General features: G+C 33.1%; 17 protein-coding genes. 10 read left to right on the forward strand and 7 right to left on the reverse strand.

Features of this window, described 5'->3' with window-relative positions; genetic code table 11:
* Positions 1–15 precede the first annotated feature (15 nt).
* The 4 genes from INR78_RS08885 (at position 16) to INR78_RS08900 (ending at position 3,272) form a co-directional block, all read left to right on the forward strand.
* Positions 16–1,092, forward strand: a complete 1,077-nt coding sequence (locus INR78_RS08885) for an ABC transporter permease (RefSeq protein ID WP_223078050.1) — start codon at positions 16–18, stop codon at positions 1,090–1,092.
* Positions 1,093–1,228: 136 nt separating this feature from the next.
* The gene (tpiA, locus tag INR78_RS08890; RefSeq protein WP_223076226.1) at positions 1,229–1,978 is read left to right on the forward strand and encodes a triose-phosphate isomerase; all 750 of its coding nucleotides are present in this window, start codon (positions 1,229–1,231) and stop codon (positions 1,976–1,978) included.
* 143 nt (positions 1,979–2,121) lie between these two features.
* The gene (gene prmA / locus INR78_RS08895) at positions 2,122–2,958 is read left to right on the forward strand and encodes a 50S ribosomal protein L11 methyltransferase (protein ID WP_223076227.1); all 837 of its coding nucleotides are present in this window, start codon (positions 2,122–2,124) and stop codon (positions 2,956–2,958) included.
* 38 nt (positions 2,959–2,996) lie between these two features.
* Positions 2,997–3,272, forward strand: coding sequence for an ATP-dependent Clp protease adaptor ClpS (locus INR78_RS08900; protein WP_106679025.1), 276 nt, complete (start codon positions 2,997–2,999; stop codon positions 3,270–3,272).
* A gap of 36 nt (positions 3,273–3,308) precedes the next feature.
* Here the strand turns inward: INR78_RS08900 and INR78_RS08905 are convergent, their stop codons facing one another.
* Positions 3,309–3,515, reverse strand: coding sequence for a DUF2892 domain-containing protein (locus INR78_RS08905; protein ID WP_106679027.1), 207 nt, complete (start codon positions 3,513–3,515; stop codon positions 3,309–3,311).
* A 673-nt stretch (positions 3,516–4,188) separates the two neighbouring features.
* Here INR78_RS08905 and INR78_RS08910 point away from each other — a divergent pair.
* The 4 genes from INR78_RS08910 to INR78_RS08925 all read left to right on the forward strand — a co-directional run bounded on the left by INR78_RS08910 (position 4,189) and on the right by INR78_RS08925 (position 6,537).
* Positions 4,189–4,944 (forward strand): hypothetical protein, encoded by a 756-nt coding sequence (locus INR78_RS08910; RefSeq protein ID WP_223076228.1) that lies wholly within the window; start codon positions 4,189–4,191, stop codon positions 4,942–4,944.
* The gene (locus tag INR78_RS08915; RefSeq protein ID WP_223076229.1) at positions 4,945–5,340 is read left to right on the forward strand and encodes a DUF5675 family protein; all 396 of its coding nucleotides are present in this window, start codon (positions 4,945–4,947) and stop codon (positions 5,338–5,340) included. It begins immediately after the preceding gene.
* A 4-nt stretch (positions 5,341–5,344) separates the two neighbouring features.
* Positions 5,345–5,602 carry a hypothetical protein gene (locus INR78_RS08920; RefSeq protein ID WP_223076230.1) on the forward strand — a complete coding sequence of 86 codons (258 nt, stop codon included), beginning with the start codon at positions 5,345–5,347 and terminating at the stop codon, positions 5,600–5,602.
* 605 nt (positions 5,603–6,207) lie between these two features.
* Positions 6,208–6,537, forward strand: coding sequence for a YegP family protein (locus tag INR78_RS08925; protein WP_223076231.1), 330 nt, complete (start codon positions 6,208–6,210; stop codon positions 6,535–6,537).
* A gap of 965 nt (positions 6,538–7,502) precedes the next feature.
* Here the strand turns inward: INR78_RS08925 and INR78_RS08930 are convergent.
* The 6 genes from INR78_RS08930 to INR78_RS08955 all read right to left on the reverse strand — a co-directional run bounded on the left by INR78_RS08930 (position 7,503) and on the right by INR78_RS08955 (position 14,713).
* Positions 7,503–8,294 carry a hypothetical protein gene (locus tag INR78_RS08930; RefSeq protein ID WP_223076232.1) on the reverse strand — a complete coding sequence of 264 codons (792 nt, stop codon included), beginning with the start codon at positions 8,292–8,294 and terminating at the stop codon, positions 7,503–7,505.
* Between the two features lie 214 nt (positions 8,295–8,508).
* Positions 8,509–8,883, reverse strand: coding sequence for a hypothetical protein (locus INR78_RS08935; RefSeq protein WP_223076233.1), 375 nt, complete (start codon positions 8,881–8,883; stop codon positions 8,509–8,511).
* Positions 8,876–10,444 (reverse strand): hypothetical protein, encoded by a 1,569-nt coding sequence (locus INR78_RS08940; RefSeq protein ID WP_223076234.1) that lies wholly within the window; start codon positions 10,442–10,444, stop codon positions 8,876–8,878. The genes INR78_RS08935 and INR78_RS08940 overlap by 8 nt, the downstream gene beginning before the upstream one ends.
* Positions 10,445–10,456: 12 nt before the next feature.
* Complete coding sequence (locus INR78_RS08945) at positions 10,457–11,623, reverse strand: 3'-5' exonuclease (protein WP_223076235.1); 1,167 nt, start codon at positions 11,621–11,623, stop codon at positions 10,457–10,459.
* A gap of 13 nt (positions 11,624–11,636) precedes the next feature.
* Positions 11,637–14,138, reverse strand: a complete 2,502-nt coding sequence (locus INR78_RS08950) for an Hsp70 family protein (protein ID WP_223076236.1) — start codon at positions 14,136–14,138, stop codon at positions 11,637–11,639.
* The gene (locus INR78_RS08955) at positions 14,138–14,713 is read right to left on the reverse strand and encodes an alpha-ketoglutarate-dependent dioxygenase AlkB (RefSeq protein ID WP_223076237.1); all 576 of its coding nucleotides are present in this window, start codon (positions 14,711–14,713) and stop codon (positions 14,138–14,140) included. The genes INR78_RS08950 and INR78_RS08955 overlap by 1 nt, the downstream gene beginning before the upstream one ends.
* A gap of 163 nt (positions 14,714–14,876) precedes the next feature.
* On the opposite strand from INR78_RS08955, the gene INR78_RS08960 reads away from it, so the two are divergent.
* Together INR78_RS08960 and INR78_RS08965 are read left to right on the forward strand one after the other, a co-directional pair.
* Positions 14,877–15,149 carry a helix-turn-helix domain-containing protein gene (locus INR78_RS08960; RefSeq protein ID WP_013621942.1) on the forward strand — a complete coding sequence of 91 codons (273 nt, stop codon included), beginning with the start codon at positions 14,877–14,879 and terminating at the stop codon, positions 15,147–15,149.
* An 18-nt stretch (positions 15,150–15,167) separates the two neighbouring features.
* Complete coding sequence (locus INR78_RS08965) at positions 15,168–18,005, forward strand: DEAD/DEAH box helicase (protein ID WP_223076238.1); 2,838 nt, start codon at positions 15,168–15,170, stop codon at positions 18,003–18,005.
* The last annotated feature ends 3 nt before the right edge of the window (positions 18,006–18,008 follow it).

Genomic DNA, 18,008 nt, shown 5'->3' on the forward strand with positions numbered 1-18,008 from the left:
ATAAAAATATAACATCTGTTAAGCTACTTACTAAATAAAATCTTTTACGCATTACTCACATTATTTGGAGTAGTCACTGTTATTTTCTTTTTATTTAGTGTTTTGCCAGGTGATCCAGCACAAATGATGTTGGGACAAAACGAAGATAGCGAACAGTTAGCTATTGTTAAAAAAAAATATGGATTTGATAAATCTATAAGTACACAATATTTGTACTATTTAAACGATTTGTCACCAATTTCATTTCACTCAAAAACAGAAGGTGATTATACGTTTTTAAGTCAAAATAAATACGCAGCAACCAAACTGTTTTCTGTAGCTAATACAACCACAGTTTTAAAATTTCCATATTTAAGAGAAAGCTTTACTAAACAAGGTAAAAAAGTAAGTCAAGTACTTTCAGAAACATTACCAAATACTTTTGTGTTAGCAATTTCAGCGATAACAATAGCTTTATTTTTGGGTGTATTTTTAGGTGTTATTTCAGCATTAAAAAAAGATACATTTTTAGATAAATTCATACAAGTCATAAGTACTTTAGGGATGAGTGTACCTTCCTTTTTTAGTGCCATATTATTTGCGTGGTTTTTTGGTTTTATATTGCACAAATACACAAATTTAGAAATGACAGGAAGTTTATACGAACTTGACGACTTTGGAGAAAAAATGCACATCAAATGGAAAAATTTAATTCTACCTGCGCTAGTTTTAGGGATTAGACCATTAGCTGTAGTTATTCAATTAATGCGAAACTCACTATTAGAAGTATTCAACCAAGATTACATTCGTACAGCCAAAGCAAAAGGACTTTCAGAGTTTCAAATTATAAAAAATCATGCTATAAAAAACGCATTAAATCCTGTAGTTACAGCAATATCAGGTTGGTTTGCAAGTATGTTAGCAGGAGCAGTTTTTGTAGAATATATTTTTGGGTGGAATGGCTTAGGTAAAGAAATTGTAAACGCTTTAAACACCTTAGATTTACCAGTAATTATGGGATCGGTGCTAATTATAGCGCTACTCTTCATAATAATTAATATTTTTGTAGATATAATCTACGGTTGGTTAGATCCAAAGGTAAAATTAGAGTAAAATTCCTGCGAAAGCAGGAATCTCATAATAGATAAATAGAAATAAATAGTGTTTAAAACGTAATAAGCAGTTTACACTAAAAAATATTAAGTTTAATTAAAAAGAAAGCAGAGATACCTGCTTTCGCAGGAAAAAAATGAGAAAAAACATCGTCGCAGGAAACTGGAAAATGAATAATGACTTAGCCCAAACAGAAGGCTTATTAACAGATTTACAAAAGCTAACACAAACAAGTGATGCAGAAGTAATGATAGCGCCTTCATTTACAAATCTTTGGCATTCATTTCAGTCATTACGTACATCAGATATAGAAGTAATCGCTCAAAACATGCACTTCGCAGAAAACGGAGCATACACAGGAGAAGTAAGCGCATCAATGCTAAAAAGCGTTGGTATACAAACCGTAATCTTAGGACATAGCGAGCGTAGAGCATACTTTAACGAGACAGACGCAACTTTAGCAAAAAAAGTAGACGCAGCATTAGCAAATAATATGCGAGTAATATTTTGCTTCGGCGAAGAGTTAGAAGACCGTAAATCTGGAAAAGAAGAAACCGTAGTAGGTAACCAAATTAGCAATGCATTATTTCATTTAGACGCATCAGCATTTAAAAATATCGTTTTAGCATACGAGCCAGTATGGGCAATAGGAACAGGCGAGACAGCTAGTCCAGAGCAAGCACAAGACATGCACGCATTTATCCGTAAAACATTAGCAGATAAATATGGTGATGATGTAGCAAACGATGTCTCAATCCTTTACGGAGGTAGCGTAAAACCAAACAACGCTAAAGAAATTTTCTCTAAACCAGACGTAGATGGCGGCTTAATAGGTGGAGCATCACTAAAAGCAGAAGATTTTTTCGCAATAGTAAACGCATTTTAAAATATTAATTTGGGCGTTACCCTTTGCCTGATTTAAGTCAGGCAAAGCGTCGCGCTATTCGTTATATCTTTTTCTCGTACCTAAAAAAAGGATGTCACTACTATCGCTAACGCGGGTAAAACCGCAAAAACATAGCAATAACAATGTCTAATATTATTTATAAAGGTTACTATTTTAAAGTAGAACCATTACAACCAGCAGTAGAAATTTTAATCGCCGAGTTAGGTTATGCAGGATTTGAAAGTTTTGTAGAAACCGAAGAAGGTGTAACAGCATACATTCAAAAAGAAGAATGGAACCAGAATATCTTAGAAGATATACAAATATTAAATTCTGATGAGTTTGATATTACCTACACACACGAAGATATAGAGCAAACTAACTGGAATGCAGAATGGGAAAAAAACTTTAACCCAATTGTAGTGGATGATGTTTGTGCTGTTCGCGCACCATTTCATGAAAAATTTGACACAGAATACGATATTGTTATTGAACCAAAAATGAGTTTTGGGACAGGTCATCATGAAACAACACACATGATGATCCAGCATATCTTACAAAACGATTTTAAAGATAAATCAGTCTTAGATATGGGATGTGGTACAGCTGTTTTAGCTATACTAGCCGAGATGAAAGGAGCAAAACCAATTGACGCTATAGATATTGATAATTGGTGTTATTTAAACAGTTTAGAAAATGTAGAACGCAATAATTGTAAACATATTTCGGTTTACGAAGGAGAAGCTTCGTTATTAAAAGACAAAAATTACGACATAATAATAGCTAATATCAATCGTAATATCTTATTGCAAGACATAGCAACATATGCAAAATGTTTAAATACCAACGGAAGTTTATTTTTAAGTGGCTTCTATGAAGAAGATATTCCGTTAATAGAAAAAGAGTGTAATGCTCATAATTTACAGCATACAAAAACGTTAAAACGTAACAATTGGGTTGCATTACATTTTAAAAATTAATATTTTAGAAGTGTAATACACTCAAAATCATTGTATATATGAGTACTAAAGAAAAAATTCAGGAACAATTAGAAGTAGATACGTTAGAGAAAAACAATAACGAAATTGTTTTGTATAACGATGACGTTAACACCTTTGATCACGTTATTAATACATTAATGTACGCGTGTGATCACACACCAGAACAAGCAGAGCAATGTTCTATTTTAGTACATTATAAAGGAAAATGTACAGTGAAAACAGGAGATTACGACGACTTGAAACCACGTTGCTCCAAGCTTCTTGAAGCAGGATTAAGCGCAGAAATAGTATAAAAAAAGAGCCTTTTTAAAAAAGGCTCTTTTTTTGTCTCATGATTTACGTCTATTAGTGTTAATGCCTAAAATTTTATACAATGGACAAAAATTAATAAAACTTGTAATTAAAAAGATAATTGCAATAGCCATTAAAACGTAAGCTAGTGTACCTTCTATTACATCTAAATAATATAATAAAGCAATAATAATAGCAATAAGTACGCGTAGGCTTTTATCTAAAGCTCCCATATTTTTTTTCATAACCTTAATAGTATTGATTAGTTATAAATAAATATAGATATATACTTGATAATAAGCAATTTATTTTGTTTGTAGTGTTTGTAAAACAAAAAACCACGTCAAATAGACGTGGTTTTTTATTGTTGTGACCTCGACAGGATTCAAACCTTGTCAGTAATTCCTTAGTATTATTGACTTTCTTAGTTTTCTATTTGATTACTAACCTAATAGCTACCATTTAGATTGAAAGTCTTTATAGTTCTTTGTCTTTCTCAGAACATCATAAAGATACGAAAATCAAGGATTCAAACCTATATAAATCATATTAAATACTATGAAATTTGTTCAAGATATTGGTTAACGATTTCCTCTTTAATGCCACTATATTCGGCGAATTCTTCTGCAGTGATGAATTGGTGTGACTTCTTGCCAAAGTGGGTTTTAATGTCATTTAAAAGCTTACGACCGTAGCGTTCACTTCTTCCAGTGATACGCTGTATGTCTTTTGGGTATATACAAGCTCTTACTATTCTCATTTTATACTCTATCCATACTTTATCTATACCTCAACTATGGATTGTTTATATGTCTTCTAATGGCATAAAACGCATTTTGTGGCACCAATGTATGGCTGTTTTTGATTTCTTTTATAAAACTAATGTCTTTTGTCTAATAATCAAAAAATTAGAGTATTATGGCTAGACAAACAGGTATTATCAAATTAAAAGGAACTATCGGAGATATTTCTTTTTACAAAAGCGCAGATGGACACCTTGCGCGCTATAAAGGAGGTGTCGATGCCAATCGTATTGCAAATGATCCTGCGTTTCAGAGAACTCGTGAAAATGGTTCTGAGTTTGGACGTGCAGGAAAAGGAGGCAAAGTGATTCGAAATGCTATCCGTGTGCTTTTGCAGAATGCAAAAGATAAGCGTGTAGTGAGTCGTTTGACTAAATCTCTTGTAGCTATTACAAAAACCGATACTGTCAATGAGCGTGGTCTTAGAACCATTGAAGATGGTGATATGGCTACATTGCAAGGCTTTGAATTCAATGCTAACGGAAAGCTAGGCGCAACATTATTTGCTCCTTATGCTACATCTCTTGATCGTACAACTGGAGATGTCGATGTGAGTTTGGCTCCATTTTCACCAACGGTAAGAATTGCAGCTCCAGGAGGTACTACTCACTTTAAGGTAGTAATGGGTGCTGCAGAGCTTGATTTTGCCAATGAGAGCTCAACTTTTGAGAGTGATGAAACGGCGATTCTTCCTTATGATAGTGCAAATACTTCAGCAATTGATTTGAGTGTTGCACTTCCAGCAAACTCAGCGCTTCCAATTTTGCAAGTCGTTGGTATTGAGTTTTATCAAGAAGTAAATGGACAAATGTATCCGTTGAAAAATGGTGCGTTTAATGCACTTGCTGTAGCAAAAGTAGATACTGTCTAAATGAATGTGTTGTTGCAAAGGACCTATTATAAAGAGGGTACTAATAGTGCTCTCTTCTATAATGGTCAGTTTTTAGGTTTTGCTATTGAATTACCTTGGTTGAACAATGAAAGAAACGTGTCTTGTATTCCTGAAGGCGAATACGAGCTGAAAGCGAGGTATTCGACAAAATTTAAGCATCACTTACATCTTATTAATGTAGATGGTCGTAGTCTTATACTACTGCATCCTGCCAATAACGCGAAGCGTGAGCTTCGTGGTTGTATTGCTCCTGTTACTCAGTTAACAGGTATAGGAAAAGGAACTTATTCCAAACCACTGTTTCAAAAGTTGGTATCTCTTTGCTATCAAGCATTTGACAGAAACGAAAACGTATTATTAACTATTAAATCTTAAGACAATGAATATTGTAGAACGTTATAAAAAGCCAACGCCTAAGTTTTTCAGAACTTTGCGTAATATAGGTATTGCATTAGCTACCGCAGGTGGCGCAATTATTGCAGCACCTATTAGTTTGCCAGCTGTTTTGGTAACCGTAGCAACTTATATGACTGTTGCCGGAACCGTTGCTACTGCTGTTAGTCAAGCAGTAACGATTGATGAGAAGACAGAGATTCCCAAAATAGACGGAAAAGATTCCGAGTCGAATATTAAATAGAGTGACACAAAATGTGACACATATCAAATTTTCGGTACTCGGTGGGACGTTATCTTCTGCGTGGATTCATATCACATCAGATGACCTCATTAAGACCGCACTTATGGCTGCAATAGGCGCTGTAATTAGCTATGTGGTTTCATTACTCGTAAAAAGACTGCATCATACGCTACTACGATTACGGTCTGGACAAGTACCGAGAAAGAAGAAAAAGTAATAAAGAAGAGCTTCCGAAGAGGCTCTTTTTTTATTCCGATACTTTCATTGTATCACAAAACCCTTCCGTATTATTTTAAAAGAAAAACAAAAAAAAGAAAGCGATTTCTCTAGTGGCGTGGCAATGCTGTCAAGTTTTTTGGAAAAAATCGTGCGCCTAGGAGGAAGGTTGAAAAAAATAGAACTGCCTTTTGGCGTGCTATTTTTTTCAAAACCTTTGGCTTGAACTTTATAGCATTATTGTGGTGGCCGATGGAAGCCAACTAAATTTGTGGCCTTTTTTATTATTATTCTTAAGACTGTTGAATAAGTGGTTGATAACTAGGGTTTAATGTTGTGCTTTGAATGTCTATTTTAAGTACATTTAATATCAAAACAATACAAATATTATGTCCAAATTTGAAGTATATCAAGATGCTAGGAGTGAGTATCGTTTTAGGTTGAAAGCTGATAATGGTCAAAAAATATTAGCAAGTGAAGGTTATTCAGCTAAAGCTGGATTTATGAATGGGATAGAATCTGTTCGTAAGAATTCACAAGATGATAAACGATATGAACGCCTAAAATCGAGTAATGGTAAGCACTATTTTAATCTTAAGGCGAGTAATGGACAAGTTATAGGAACTAGTGAAATGTATGAGTCGTCTTCTTCTGGAATGGAAAATGGTATTGCATCGGTTACATCTAATGCACCTAAAGCAACTATCGAAGAGGTTTAAAAATTTTAAAAACAAGTTTTAAGACCTTCTTAAGTAGAAGGTTTTTTATTCGCTATTGTTTGTTAAGCAGGTAATCTAAAAGGCGCGAGCCGACTGCGAGATTAGCAAGGGTACTGTGAGTGATAGTGTGAGGTACGAGCACTCTCACGGTAATGTGGTAACACTAGGTGGCGCAGTTTTTTGATTTGGTTTAAAGTGATTTCTATTTTTAATTGAATAGGTAAGTGCTGTGTGTGAGTGAGGTGACTGACGGAAGGAAGTCGCCGAAGGAATACATAGCTTTTACACACTAGGACGGAAGCGGTACCAGCTTATCCGCTAGGTTAAGGTGGTATGGCTGTAGGACGTTATTTAAGAACAGATTTTGTTGAATTGGCATCAAAAAATGTGACACCGGTAGACCTAAAACTTATGGCAGTTTCCTATTACTAAGACAAAACACGTTGAACTCGACCGCGAAGCTTATTTAAATACCAGCAAACGTAGCCTAGCTATGCTCTTGTTATTTAAACATCGATTTCTTAGTGTTTTGTCTTCTCATAACGTAATGCTGCCATAAGTTTTAGGTCGTAGCCCGCAGCGACACGCAGGCTCGCAAAACATTAAATAGCGGTTGTGCCTTAATAAATTATGCGTGTGCATAGCACACACAGGTTTGGATTTTAAGGCACAAGAGTAGCTATGGGTGAGGAATAGCGTAATGTATGCAATAGTACAAGTAAATAGTGCGAGCGAGGACGTATCGCCGCAGTAGTACTATTTAAGGTAAGCACAAATGCGACGATAGAAGCATTTTTGATTATGTACTATGGAACTAAATGGAGCGACTGACGAACACCTAATTACCTGCCTTCCCGAATTTTGAAATCTTTACTGAAGATGAATTAAAAGGTGTATTTATTGTAATTGCGATTATAGATGGTATATTGATCTATTCTGTCTACACGATTTGCAACCGAATTAATCTAATACTCTTTTCTACCGTACTTTTTTACTACGTCTATATACTTGTTGTGCAATCTTAGATAGTTCTCTAATGAACATTCGATGCTACCATTTTTTGAACCTTCAAAGTGCACTGGTATTGGTTTATACTTTTCTATGAGTTCATCATATAAGTTATCTAATATTAAAAAGTAGTCTATAACATATTCATATCCTGTAATGTCTAACTTCAATTCAACTTCTTCTTGTTCGTAAAATATTATGGAATCTGTTTTCCAGTTATCAGAAAATTCAAAATAGATAGATCCATATAGGTTTTCTTGATTTTTAAAGAACCAGATTAGCCTTTCTCTTTCAGTACTACAATTGTGATAATCCACCAGGCTCTCAATTGCTTGTTCTTGCACTTGTGTTATTTCAAATACCCGTTCTACTTTACTTGCCAAACTATAAGCATCGTTATATAAGTTGTAGTTGAAACATTCAAATGGACTAAAATCATTAATGGTTTCGCTTAAGTAGTTAAAGTTATTGTAGTACAAATTCTTTAACTCATCAACTTTAACAGGTGTATTAATTGTAGTTATTTCACTGAGCAACGCGTTGTATTCTTTTTTTATAATGAGGTACTTTGAGGTAGGTTTAAAGTTGTAGTATTCATCTTTTCTGAAACTAAAGCCTAAGTCCATTGATTTTTCAAGCTCTGTAAAATTAGTAAGCTTATTGCATACGTAGATATCATCTGCTGTCTCTCCATCTTTACTTTCAATAAACAAGTCTAAATAGTATCCAGAATTTGATAAGAAGGTCATTCCTTCGCAACCTTTGTTACAGGAACCACATATCCCAAAAAATACATCGTCGAAAGAATGGCAATTGTCACGTTTCGCTTGATTGAATTTTTTATCTAATTTTTTAAGAAAAATTGATTTAGGAACATTTTGATATGGCTTACTATCATCGAGCAGTTCTTTTAGAGCAGCTATATCGAAATTTTTGATGGCTTGTGTTATTTCTTTAATAGAATTAATCTTCATTCTCTTTCTTCTCGTAATTCTGTATTAATGAAGAAATAAAAGCTCCACCAGCTGCTGTAGCCAACCAACCCCAAACACCTACACCTGTACCTAAAGCTGCGATACCTATGCCCCCAGTACCAAAAATGAAGAGGCCAGTTACAGCACCTAGGAAAGCGCCAATAAACAGCTTGGTATTAGTTGATTGGTCACTCCACATTATTCGTTTGATTTCTTTTGCTTTTTCCTTGGTCGTAAGATTTGAGGACTGAACTTCATTTACTTTCTTTAAAATCGACATCAGTTTTTCTCTCTTAGAACTTGAAAGCTTTGTAATGAAGTTAATTGCTTTTTGTAAATTACCTTTTGTTTTATTTTCATTCATCTTTATCAAAGATTTTTAGAGCATCAATTGCAGCGACTTTCAACCCACCTTTTTGTTTCTCGTATTCATTAATATTTTTAAGACATTTGATAAGTACCTCTTTTGTTATTTGATTTTCCTCAATTTTTGTTGATTTAAGTTCTTCGAGTATTTTAGACAAAAAAGACTTTCTTTTTTTTAAGTTTTTTTGGAATTCTTGGAAAGTGAATATAGAATCAGAAGAGTCATTTACTGAAGAAGTATTTGAAAATAAGCCTTCATTGACTTGATTGTTTTTTGCTTTAGTTTCAATTATGTCTTTTTCAGAGTCATCATTGATTTTTGATTCAATATTTGTTACTGAATTTATTGGTTTACTATTAACTGAGAGCTCAACTTCTATTGATTGTTCAGTTTCTTCGTTGTAATTACTTTGATTAGGTATTATATTGTTTGTCTTTTCACTGTCAGCCTCTTCTTTGCTAGGCTCTCTATTTACAAATTCTTCATCACTAAGTTCTTCTACAATCTCAGGTTTCCAATTTAAATCCAAAGATCTTGTAGACTTCAACAAGGGAGAACTTGAATATGATTGTAATGATTTTGAGATTGTTTGCATAGAAAACGTGTAACCAAGCATAAAAAGAACTTTTGAAGTAGATACAATATCGTGATACTTCAACTCTAAAACGGTATCTTTTATGCTAGAAATATCATATTCATTCTTTTCCATTTTCTTTTTCAAAAAATAGAAATAACTATAAATTGTAAAAGCATTTTCTAGTTTTCCGTTTTCTGATAGCACATTTTTGAGTTTTCTGAAAGGTTCCCTAGTAAGCGATTCAAGTTGGATCTTTTCTTCTATAAATTTTAGTGCTTTATAAAATGAAACTCCATTTATCCTTTCTTTGTTTTCAATCACGAATTTATAAAACATACTACTCTTAGTTTTTTCAATATCTATCCCTGTTTTTTTCATACCGACACAAGCCGTTTTTAAGACCGCTTCAATGTTGCCTTCAGGTATAAAACTTGGTGTGATATTAAAATCTACTAAGTGAGCAAGAGTTGAATCTTTTTTTTCTGGATTTTGATTATTTAATTGAAATAATGTTGCAGCTTTAAAATCACTTATAAAATCATCTTTTGGAACTTCAAGTTCATATATTGAGCAAAGCTCAGTACCTGCTGTATTTCTTAAAATATGACTTCGATGATTAGTAAATGATGAGTAAACTGATGGGTTGAGAGGTCTCGATATTTTAAGATCGTTATTAAGTTTAGATATAAGCAGCCTTGAACCAATTTCAGATAAAGGTATAATAGACTTTATTCCCTCAAATTTTAATAACGGAGCATTGTCATACTCTAAATTTCTGCTATATTCAATGAGTAATACCTCGTGCTCTTGCTCATAAATTGGCATTGAATTTTGTAATAAATTTACTTGATTTTCTTCCGACAGTATATCAAAATCGTAATACGTTAGTGGAATAATTCTATCTGATGATGTTCTTAATCTATCATATTTAATTAAATAATTTAATTCTGAACGAAATAGAACGATGATTATATTTTTCATTTATTTTTTTATTTAAAAAACGACCTCGTCGTTATCAGATTCTAAATTCTTTATTTCTCTTACTTTAGTGTTTAATAAGAACCTCTTAAATCCTGAATACATAGCGCCAGTAAAGGTTATTAATAAATCTCTTTTAGCTCTTGAAAGAGCAACTAAGATTACCGCATTTTCATTATCTGCTTCTCCTAAATCAGTTTGAATACAAGGCAAAGCAACAGCATCAAAATCGAGTCCTTTAGAAGAATGGTAAGTAATTAAAACAATCTTGTTTTCAGTATTAGCTTTCTCTAATGAACCAGTACCGTTCCCTACATACATTAATGGAACACCTTGGTTATTTAAGTAAGTATTCATAGCTTCAAAATTTCTACTTGACAAGGCATAATCTGGATAAGTACCTTCAGACCATTTTTGTTTCCCTTCCAATTCTAAAATGGTATCGACATATTTTATCATATCATTTTTCTTAAAAAACAATACCGCGTTAACTTCTCCAGGTCTATCAATATTAATTTGCTTTGTTTCATTCCAGGAAAAAGTTATTTCTTCTTCATAGCTATTTGCTTTAAATAGTCTTATCTCAGAATCCTCTCTACCTATATGTACCATATCTGCAAAAAGATTGTTGTACACGTTTTGTAATACTCCTATAACAGTTCTTGTTAAACGATAAATAGTAGTTGTAGTTCTTTCTATTGGACTTAATTGTGCTATAATTTCTTCTTTCGTAGCGGGTTTTTCTTGAAATTGAGGAACTCTTGAATAAATAGATTGCGCTGCATCACCAGCTATGATTAATTGATTGCACCCATTTTTCATTCTTTCTAATAGAATTGTTGGTATATCCTGTATTTCGTCACAGAAAACTGCGTCAAATTTTTCTCCTTTAAAAAGACGCTTATTGACATCATAGATTGTTATTACTGGAATACTTTTACCTCTCAAGGCAGGAATTTGTCTCAATCCTGAAGCCAGTAAATCAATTAAGGCGTGGGTGAAAACGACAACGACAACATTAGCACTTGGGTTCCTAATTACATAATCCGTTAAGGCGTGAAGTAAAACAATAGATTTGCCAGATCCCGCGTGACCCTGTATCCAAATAGGTTTTCCTTTTAAATTGGGTATTTCATCTATTATTTCTCTTTGCTCAGGACCTAGCCTAGCTTCTTCTATCATCCATTGCATATTACTATAGTTTGGTTATTTTTGGTTTTAATCTAATAATTGATTTGTTTGTAACTAAGTCACAAATCAATCTAGATTCTTGATTAACTTTCAATATAAGTTTGGTAGGGATATCATTTGTATATTCACCCCAATCAAACCGAATTTTTTCGCCTGTAACACTTGATATTAAGGTTATTGAATTTTTATTGTTGGCAATTTTACTTTCATATTCTAAAGAAGGAAGAATTTCTCCTTTTTTAAATAAAATAGTTTTCTTAATATTTTCATCGAGATAAATATCTCCATTTAGCACAGTCTCTATAATTTGTTTGCCAAAAGCATTTGACACAAAAGATTGTATCGCATTTCCGAATCCTACTTGTTCTTGGCTATTATTTGGCATAACTATTTTATCTGCCTGAAAATAATCAGCACATAGTGATCTTAAATAAGGGTTTTTTGCTCCTCCTCCAGATATAATGACATAATCAAAATCATCTCTTGATAAATTAGCTTCGTTTATCGTTTTATCAATAGTACTTTTAAATCCCTTATAATTTTCATTCCCATTAAAATAATTTGTCATTATATCATTAAACTCTGAATAACTAATGTCAATTGAATTGTATTTTCCGTGATCGCGGGTGTTACACTGTTTATTTATTTCTGACTTAGATAATTCATTTAAAGTATAATGTACTTGAGCGTCTGTCTTAACCGATTTACAAAACTCTAGTTTTAAATCTTCACAATTTTTTAAAATAAAATCTTCATCAATAACTAAACTATTATCTTTTTCAAAAAGCCTTTTAGAAATTAATCTATTAATGAGATTACCACCGATGTTACTATTTCTGTAGATAGCTAAATTTTCAGCAATGACGTTGTCAGTATCTTTAACTAATCTAATAGCGCAACAATCAACTGTCCCTGCTCCAACATCAATTACCAAAATATTTAGGTCTTCCTCTAAATCTAACGCAAGATTTTCTTGATGGATAGTACCTAAAAGAGAAGAAACAGGCTCCTCTATAAAAGCAAATGTTCCTTCTTCATAGCCTGCTTGTAAAATGTAGCTTTCAAGAAGTTCTTTTTCTTTTAATCCATAATTAGCAGGAGTACTAAAAGAATAACGCTTATCAAATGGTAATTGTTTATCTGCAATAATTTTATCAATTTCAACTTTCAGTCTCTTGAAAAAAACGATAAGAGCATCTGCACCATTATTTATTTGGAGTGACGGGTGATTAAGTAGTTTTGAATTTGGAAATGATTGATTTTCTAGGTTTAAGATGTTTTCTTTAAACCCATACCAACCATTTTTACCAAATGAGAACTGATGCCTTTTCTCTTTAGCATACTTACCAAGTAAAAACTGATTTCCTACGATTCCCATAATTGAAGGAACTATTGTACTACTAGAAGCGATCCCCAAATGATCCTTTTGTTCAATTTCGAGTAGTTCAACTTTTAAATTATCATCTTGAACATAAGCTACAGAGCAAACAGAGCTAGATGTACCAAAATCAATACCAATAAACGAGCGATTTGTTAAATCTTGTATTGAGTCATTTATATCATTTAGAGGCCTGTATATAGCATTAATACCTACTTTATTGGACTCTTGCTTTACTTGAGTTTTAACTTTATTTAAAAGCGAATAATCATACTTTAGATTTTTTCTAGGAATTAAGCCGTCAGTATAATTCAATAAGCTTTCTCTTATAATTTGAGATGGTCTATAGTTTATAGAAGTTAGAGCAGAAGCACTCCTGTTTCCAGAGGTAGTGTTTTTATTAATGTTTGGAAATTTGGATTCAATCGCCTTTTCTAATTTTGCTATTTGTGATCTAACGCTAGTTGTTAAATCAATCATAAGTAGAGATGAGGTATTCGGGATAAAATTAAAAATATCGAGAATATTATTTTCTAAGATTTTATACTTGTTTTGAGCTATTTCGTTGATACAGTTTTGAATTACAACCAAATCCGCATTCTTAAAAATTGATTTATTAGAATTTACAACATTTGGATCAACGAGATCAAATTGATGTCTATTCCAATTCAATGAGATATCATTAAATCTATTTAAATCTGGTAGCATAAAACCAGTAAGAGCAGAATGGCTATAACCCCAAGTTGCAGCATTTATGTCTAAGATGTCAACATTAATATATTTAATATTAGCACAATATTCCAGAATGTATTTTATTGTACCATAAGCTTCTGATCCTGGACCACCTCCAATAAAAACAGCAGAAAATTCTGTTTTACTTTTCATTGTCGATAGATCTTGCTCTAACAGTATTTTATAAATCAACTGATAGTAATGCGGTAGATACGTTATTAAATAAGCGCTTTGTATGTTTTGTTTTGCATAATCTACATAAACTGGTGGTGGCTTTCTATATGAAGCTCTTAATTGTCTCACATCAGGTTGAAGTGATTGTAAGTAATCCTTTATTTCTAAGGATTCATCATTCAATTCATCAATAGCTTCTACAATTTGATTGTAAATACTCATTAGCTTACAATGGTTCTGAATGTTAGATTAATCCTTGGGTCATTGATTTTTTTCTGTACTGGAATTTGATGAAGCCAGTTATGCTGCAAAGCGCCTTTCATAATTACTAAAGAGCCAGGTACTAGTTCTAATTGAAGTTTTTCATTAGGCTCTGTTTTATGTTTTAAATCAAAACGTCTTGTAGCTCCCAAGCTAACAGAAGCAATAAGAGGATTTATACCCAGTCCTTTTTCATCATCTGCGTGCCAGCTTACTTTATCGTTTCCATTTCTATATAAATTTAATAAGACACTATTGAAATCTGATTCTGGCAAGAAACTTTCTATGACTCTTTTTATACCCAACAATTCTTTAGTCCAAGGTTTGGGATTACATAAAATTCCAGAATATTTATAATTAAAACCTTCATAGCCATACCAAGCAGTCTTTCTGGGTACTGGATAAGTTTTACCGTACATTTTAATTTCTTCCTGCCTCCATTCAATAGAATTTTTTAAGATTTTAAAATAAGATTCTGCTTTGTCTAATGGCATAAAATTGTCCATATACCAAACTTCACCATCAAGCAATTGCATCTTTTTAAATACTCTTTCTTTTGGTTCTTGATTAAATAAATCCATAGGCAAAATATATTATACTATCCTAGATAATTTTAGTTCAACAAAATACTAATATTTTCGTACATAATCCTTAAATTGTCCAATATTTGTCAAGTCTTTTAATGAAAAATTTACTAAGATGATAGGTGAACGCATACGAACGCTGAGAGAAGCTAATGATATCCTACTTCGACAGCTTGCAGCTAAGCTGGATATGGATCAAGCATTATTAAGTAAGATGGAACGCGGCGAGCGTTCGTTTAGAAAAGAAGATATAGATGCACTTGCAAAAATCTTTAAACAATCTAAAAAAGAACTGCTAACGCTATGGCTGGCAGATAAGATTTTAAAGACAGTAGGCAGTGAAAAGTTCTCTAAGGAAGCATTGAGACTTGCGATTGAAAATGTTTAACGACCAATAACGTATAATTTGAATAACGATACACTAACCCAACAAACCAAAAAAGTTACTCCAGGCATAAGGATTAGCTTACGAGGAGAAGATTTTATTGTTACAAATCGAGAGCGCGACATTATTGATGTTGAAGGGATATCTGAATTGGTCTATGGTCAAAGCTTTAAGTTTGACTTGCGATTAGAAAAAAACTATAAAGTAATCAAGCCAGAAGAAACCGAACTAAAAGCAGACACATCAGCACATTATAGGCAGACTAAACTGTTTTTAGAGACTACTTTTAGAAACTCGTCTCACTACTCAGAACATATTGAAATAGCACATAAAGCAGCTATTCGTGGTGCTAATTATCAATTTGAATCTACTATTAAAGCACTTAAGTTACCTCAGCCTAAAATACTAATTGCAGATGCTGTAGGATTAGGTAAAACGGTTCAAGTAGGGATATTCCTTGCAGAATTGATAAGACGTGGTAAAGGAAAAAAAGTTTTGGTAGTAACACCAAAATCTATTTTAGCTCAATTTCAGCAAGAAATTTGGGCGCGTTTTGCAATACCTTTGGTTCGTTTAGATAGTCAAGGTATTGCAAAAATCAAAATCGAAATTCCATCTAACAAGAATCCTTTTGATTATTATGACAAAGTAATTGTCTCAATTGATACCCTTAAAAATAACGCCAAGTTTAGGCATTATTTAGAGCGCGTAAAATGGGATGTCGTTGCTATTGATGAATGTCATACTGTTGCAAATGTAGCTTCACAACGTGGTGGATTGGCCAAGTTTTTATCTGAGCGTACAGAAGCTATGGTATTAACCTCTGCAACGCCGCATAATGGTAAACGTGAAAATTTTGCAAATCTTATTGGGATGCTAGACCCAACAGCCATTCCTTTTAATGGCGAGTTTACAAAAGAAGCTATTCAACCTTTATATGTGCGTCGATTTAAAAAGGATGTTGAAGATGAAGTTGGAGACGCCTTTAAGGATCGAGTTACAAGTAAAATTGATTGTCCTCTTAATCGAGATGAAGAGGAGGCACTAAGAATTATTCAGGAATTTAAAAAGGTAGCACAAGAAGACAGTGATGGCGATCATAATTTTGGAGCACTCTTGTTTTCCATAGGACTCTTTAAAGCTTATATGTCTTCGCCAAAAGCTTGTTTAGAAACGGTAATTAAAAGAATTGAAAAAAATATAGATGAAGAAGGTGTTATTGAACATCTTACAGAATTAAGAGACGTCCTTCAGAAAATTGTAGACGAAAAGAGCGATTCTAAATACAATCAGCTCAAATTTAAATTAGATCAAATGGGTTGGAAAGGCAAAAAGAATGATGAACGTATTATCATTTTTGCCGAACGCCGTGCTACTTTAAATGAGCTTGAAAAAAACTTAGCAGAAGACTTTGGATTAAAACCAAAAGCAGTTGTTCAGTTTAATGGAAGTTTGACCGATACACAACAACAAGATATACTGGAAGATTTTTCAAAAGAGGATAGCGAGATACGTTTATTCTTAGCTTCAGATGCAGGAAGCCAAGGTGTTAACCTTCACTATTACTGTAATCAGATGTTTAATTATGATATTCCTTGGTCTATTATCACTTTAGACCAGCGTAATGGACGTATTGACCGTTTTGGTCAAAAACAAACGCCTTTTATATACTATTTGATTTCAGATTCAAAAAGTGAAGACGTACAAGGCGATATTAGAATTGTAGAAAAATTGAAAGAAAAAGAAGAAGAGGTTCATAAGAGCTTAGGAGATGCCGGTAGTGTAATGGGCTTTTATGACCAGCAGCAAGAAACTAAGTTGGTGGAAAAAGCTATAGCCACAGGTGATGATTCTCTTTTGGATACAAAAAATAAAGATGTAATTGATGACGACTGGCTATCTAGTCTTATGGAAGATACAGCCACGACAAAAGAAGAAATAAAAAAAGACGAAGGTTTTGCTTCTTTCTATCCAGATGACTTTACTTATTATGCCACATTAATTGATGAATTAAAAGCTGAAGATGAACGATTAATACCTCGTATAACTATAGATAGAGCCGATAAGGTTATAGAGATTGAGCAATTTGAAGAGTTATCGTCTAAAGGTGTTTTATACGATATGCCTAAAGAAGCTTTCCCGCAAAAGAATGAAACCTTTAATCTAACTACAAACTCAGATATTGTTGAACGGTCTATTATAAGAGCCAGAAAAAAACAGAATGAATGGCCTAACTTTCAGTTGTTATATGACCTAAATCCCATTGCCAAATGGATGCAATACAAGTTGCTAGCACAAGTAGATCGTGGTAAAGCACTTGTTGCAAGATTACGTGAGCCATTACCTAAAAACACTGCTTGGTTTGTTTTTCAAGGTATTACTTCTAACCAGCAAGGAAAGCCTATGTTTTCTAAAACCTTTGTAATAGGTAAATCTTTTGACGGTGCTAGCGTTGGAAATTTAGAAACCTTTAATGAGTTTTTAAACCAGTTTCGCTTAAATGATAGGTTGACAGAATTAGAAACTACTAACGAGCAACTCGATAAAATTAAATCCTTACTACCTGAAGCAGTAAAAAGAGGCGAACAATTGTATAAGTACACATTACAAGGTGGGCTTGAAGATGAGCTGGAAGAGAAATTAGAAAGCTATCAAGAAAAATTAGAATCTTGGTTAACCGCTTCTGAAGCACAAATGGAACTAAAATTTGGCGATGAAACATCCGGTTCCTTCCATAAAAAGAAAAGACAACGCGAAGTGAATTACGTGAAGGAACAAATGGACGAGTTCTACAATGAATTTTTCCAATTAGAAAACGAACCCTTTTTAAGAGTACTAGCAATATTTTTTAATGCATAACAA

This window comes from Mesoflavibacter sp. SCSIO 43206 (assembly GCF_019904215.1).
Lineage (GTDB): Bacteria > Bacteroidota > Bacteroidia > Flavobacteriales > Flavobacteriaceae > Mesoflavibacter > Mesoflavibacter zeaxanthinifaciens.